This is a genomic window from Microcystis sp. M53603_WE2 (assembly GCF_030065435.1).
Genome location: NZ_JASJFF010000241.1, coordinates 1 through 4,729, shown reverse-complemented (window position 1 = coordinate 4,729; position 4,729 = coordinate 1). Strand labels below are relative to the sequence as shown.

Annotated in this window: 5 protein-coding genes; 2 read left to right on the top strand and 3 right to left on the bottom strand. The window is 49.0% G+C overall.

Annotated features, from left to right (window positions below; translation table 11 throughout):
- Positions 1 to 146: 146 nt before the first annotated feature.
- A complete protein-coding gene (locus tag PX481_RS05230; protein ID WP_002763320.1) occupies positions 147 to 575 on the top strand; it encodes an ATP-dependent zinc protease family protein in 429 nt (142 codons plus the stop codon).
- 69 nt (positions 576 to 644) lie between these two features.
- On the top strand, positions 645 to 782 hold the full coding sequence (locus tag PX481_RS05225) for a hypothetical protein (RefSeq protein ID WP_002763319.1): 138 nt from the start codon (positions 645 to 647) through the stop codon (positions 780 to 782).
- An 83-nt stretch (positions 783 to 865) separates the two neighbouring features.
- Here the strand turns inward: PX481_RS05225 and PX481_RS05220 are convergent, their stop codons facing one another.
- The 3 genes from PX481_RS05220 to PX481_RS05210 form a co-directional block, all read right to left on the bottom strand.
- Positions 866 to 2,293 carry a hypothetical protein gene (locus PX481_RS05220; RefSeq protein ID WP_002763318.1) on the bottom strand — a complete coding sequence of 476 codons (1,428 nt, stop codon included), beginning with the start codon at positions 2,291 to 2,293 and terminating at the stop codon, positions 866 to 868.
- A gap of 11 nt (positions 2,294 to 2,304) precedes the next feature.
- Complete coding sequence (locus tag PX481_RS05215) at positions 2,305 to 4,050, bottom strand: R3H domain-containing nucleic acid-binding protein (RefSeq protein WP_502888587.1); 1,746 nt, start codon at positions 4,048 to 4,050, stop codon at positions 2,305 to 2,307.
- A gap of 117 nt (positions 4,051 to 4,167) precedes the next feature.
- Positions 4,168 to 4,729, bottom strand: a 562-nt coding sequence (locus PX481_RS05210) for a Light dependent period protein LdpA domain-containing protein (protein ID WP_288093892.1), incomplete at its 5' end; no start/stop codon positions are given.

Sequence of the window (4,729 nt, the reverse complement as noted above, 5' to 3'; positions counted from 1 at the left end):
GGAGTGATCAGGGGGAAATTCAGGGACTTTTTCCCTGAAAATTAGGTAATTGACCCCCTCAAAATCGGTAAAACCCCACACCCCACACCCCACACCCTACACCCTGCCCCTAGGAAAAACTTTTTCAGCAGACCCTAAATAGACGGATGAAACCCGATAAAATCATCATCGGTTGGCGAGAATGGCTCGATTTACCTGATTTAGGCATTACCAAAATAAAGGCCAAGATTGATACAGGCGCTCGCTCCTCGGCCCTACACGCTTTTCATCTCCATCCTTTTCGAGATGGCGATCGCAATTGGCTGCGCTTTCAAGTTCATCCCTACCAAAAAGATAGTCACCACACTGTCACCACCACCGCAGAAATCCTCGAATGGCGACAGGTAAAAAATTCTGGGGGTCAAAGTCAACTACGTCCCGTTATTAGAACAAACGTATTGCTTGGTGGTCGTCAATGGGCGATCGAATTAACTTTAACTAATCGCGATGTCATGGGTTTTCGGATGTTATTAGGACGAGAAGCGCTGAAAAAAGGCTTTCTTGTCCATCCGAATAAGTCTTTTTTACTGAGTTAAGTTATAAGCTAAACGGCTTTTACTTCGGATCACCGATATAGACTCCAAAAGGGTTATAGCTGTTGGATCATGCAGGTTAAGCGCCGTTTAGCTTATTTAGGGTTTGCGGCAAAAAGTTTTTCCTGGGGGCAGGGTGTGGGTTTTACCGATTTTCAGGTGGTCAATTACCTAATTTTCAGGGAAAAAGTCCCTGAATTTGCCCCCTGATCACTCCCAGGGCCGGTACTTTTTGATTGACAAAAAGTCTAAAGATATTATCCAACAAGGTTTTTAGATTTATTCAGCCAGCCCTAAGTAGCGGGTAAATCTTGGTATTCAGCCAAAGCATTTATAAAAAACAAGTCTCCCCAAATTAAACCCGTATCATAGATTTGGCTGGGTTGAATCGCGGCGGGATGATGATAACAACCATGACGCAATAAACTCATCTCTGGGGCGGTTTCGTCGGGAAAATAGGCAAAAGAAGTCAAATTCAAGAGAGTATTATCGATCGCCTCTCGATAGGTTCCATAACTAGGATCACTGCTGGGTAAAGCTTTTAATAAGCGAATCATCCCCGCCACAGCGATCGCCGCTGCCGAAGAATCCTTTTCCGTAGCGCCATTTTTTTGCAAGGCATAATCAAAGTCCCAGGGAGGAATAAAATCCCCGGCGCGTCTTTGTCCACCGGGCCAGCGATCGGGCAAATTGTCCAGATAATAATTAATGGCATCCTTGGCAATGGTTAACATTTCCGGATCGCCGGTGTAAATATAGGCCGTCGTGGCACTATAAATAAACCAAGCTTGACCCCGGGACCAAGTGCTATCATCGCGCCAGCCCTGTTTTCCCTCATTAAATAAGAAATTTCTATAGGTGGGAGAGTTGACATTTTGATCAAAATAGCCTCTTTGCCAAGTTCCCGTTTTACCCGGGCGACGGTTAGCCCCAAAGGTGCGGCTAATGGTGCGGATGTGGGAAAGGGCCTTTTCTTGCCAATCTTTTGCCTCCTTGGGGTCAGGATTGTGGAGACTTGCCCAGAGCATTTGTTCTATATTGATCGTATGGTCGATAAAAACCTGCCAATGTTCTTGCTGATCGGTGCGATCGGCCTTGCGTAACCAGCCAAAAGTCCCGATATCGGTGTGATAACTCCCTTTACCATCCTGAAAAGGTTGCGCTAGTTGTCTGGCCCCCCGTAAAGTTATCTCTAAAGCTGTCTGTTTTTCCTGGCCCTGTCCCGACTCAAACCAAGGGGCAAACACCAGTACATTATTAAGAGCGATGTCTTTGTTCTTCAAACTGGTTTCTTTTAAGGGATCGCTCCATTTTTTCGCGGCAGCTGACCAAAATCCCGCATCCATAGGGTTTGATTCTAAGTCAGCAATTTTCCATAATAAAGCAGCAAAAGCCCCTGCCGCCCAAAAATTGGCCTTTGCCAACTTCCAAGTGCCGGGGGTGGGACTATTCCCCCTCCGTAGCCAATTGAAGAAAGTAAAACCCGATGGCTCTGGATGGGTAAGATAGGGATAGAGAATGCCCCGACGGGCATAACTATCGAGATAATCGATCGTGGTCGCTAGTTTAATCTTAGCCAGATCGAGACAGAGCTTAATTCTTTCAGCTAGGGGCATTTTGGCGCGCAATTCCGCCGCCGATTGGGGACGATGGATAATCCGGAGGGCCGCCGCACCGATCGCCGCCCCTGTACCTAGAATGATGAGCGTGCGTCGCTTCAAATTCCCGACTCCTAAGCTGGATAGATGCGAATACGGCGATTCGGTTCCTCTCCGAAGCTATCGGATTGGAGACGGTAATGTTCCACTAATTCGTGCTGCATTTTCCGCACTTTCGCCGATCGCGGCAGTAACTCCACCGGTTGGCCGGTGGGAATAACGATTTGTTCCACCGCTAACCGGGCCTCCTCCAAAGCTTCGATCTCGTCATCACTACCGCTGCGGGCAAATAAACGCAGGTCGGCACCCTCCTGATTCATCGGGTCATCAATGCCCAAAATCCGCTTTAAACCCCGAGAAATTTGGGGCAGGGTATTGGATTTGATGCCGTGTATAGGGATTTGTCTTACTTTGGCAATTTGCCGCAATTTTGACTGATTTTTAACGTGGGAACGCAGGGCCAGCACCGCATCGGCCCCCTGTAAATCTTTGGTCAAAACGATCGGCAAATCTAGGGCCTGTACTACCTGTTCGATCGGGGCGCGACTGACTCCGTAGGGATAGACATAAACCGGCCAATCTTCGCCATTGGGACCGGGGACGCGGACTTTTTCCGTTTCCGGTTCTTCCTGCAGCCAAGATTGTTCGAGGAGGCGATCGAAATCGTTTTCCCGGTTGAGGGGGCCCGCAGGGAAACGGGCCACGGGAGTCATCCGGCCATCGGCCCGCCATCCCTTGGGTTTATCCATTTCTGGCAGATAATTGCCGCGCAAAGGGGTGAGGTTTTCCGGTTTTGGTTCTTCCTGAGCTACCTGTACTTTCCCCTCCTCATCTACCCAACGGATTTGGGCAATTGCTTCCCGTCCCCGCAGCAGTTGGTCGATTGTGGTGGATACGTCCTCGTGGATGACCCAGCGCTGACGTTCCAACATTTCGATGGCAATCTCAAAGGTGGGGGGTGCTTTGCGTTCTAAAACGGTCTTCTGAGAACCCCGGCGGCGTGCTTCTTCGTCTCCGAGAGTTACTGCTTGAATTCCCCCAACTAAATCCGATAAAGTCGGATTTTTAATTAAATTTTCCAATTGATTGCCGTGGGCGGTTCCCACTAACTGCACCCCGCGTTCGGCGATCGTGCGAGCGGCCAGAGCTTCTAATTCTGTCCCGATCTCATCAATCACGATCACTTCTGGCATATGGTTTTCCACCGCTTCGATCATGACTTGATGCTGCAATTCCGGACGGGACACCTGCATCCGACGGGCCCGACCGATGGCCGGATGGGGAATATCTCCATCTCCGGCGATTTCGTTGGAAGTGTCGATAATCACTACCCGTTTATTGAGATCGTCGGCTAAAACTCGGGCTATTTCTCGCAAGGCCGTGGTTTTCCCTACCCCTGGACGACCGAGCAGCAGCAGGGATTTTCCTGTTTCCACCAGGTCGTTAATCAGGGTGATCGTACCGAAAACGGCCCGACCGATACGACAGGTTAAACCGATAATTTCGCCGTCTCGATTGCGAATGGCACTGATGCGGTGCAGGGTGCGTTCAATCCCAGCGCGATTATCGCCGCTAAAACTGCCCACCCTGGCGATCGAATACTGGATTTCTTCTTTTGAGATCGGTTCGTCCCCCAGATCGATCGCCCCATCGGGAAAACGCGCTTCTGGTATGCGTCCCAAATCCATAACTACTTCGATCAGTTGATGCTGCCGCGGGTGTTCCTCGATTTTGCCGCGAATCCGCGCAGGTAGAATTGCCAAGAGTTTGTTTAAATCGTCGGTAACTGGCATCCGAGAGGAGGGTAGGGTTTCTGGCATTAATAGTAAAAGGTTTTGGCGATAATTGGCTGTTTTTATTGCCAAGATTTTCTTGGGGTCTAACACATTTAGGGGTTAGTTGTCAATTAAAAAAATATTATAGTTTTTTGACCAAGGCTAGGCTTTCAATTGAGCAACGAGAATAGAAGCAGCTTTAACGGCTTCTTGGTAGGCTTGGGGGTCATTTTCAAGGTTAGGCTGGTCTAAATGCTCTAAAATTGGCAAAATCAATGAACGGGCGTAACTTCCAGATGCAATACCAGCGATTTTTTCTCTCAGTCCCAGTTGCTGTAATTTGGTCACGGTATGGTCATTGGTTCCCCCAGCTAACTGCACAAATCCGGTTAGATTTTCGGAGAGGACTTTTTTGGCCATGTTAATGGCCGGGTGGGTGGTTCCTTTGCCGATATCGCCGCTCATCGGCCGGCCGTCCGTCTGCCAAATCAGAGGACAGCTTAGGGGTGAAATAGTTTCTCGCAGATAGTGGAGGTAATCAATGATCTGCTGATCATCCTGGCAACTTATGGCGAGGATTTTTAGGTTTTTAGTTAGAGGTGCGATCGCTTGCCAGAGTCGAGCAAATTCCTCTCGATGACCGACTTGGGTATGAATTTCGATCGCATCGACTCCCATTTCGATAATTAAGGGGATAATTTCTGCGGGTTGACAGACACGGGAT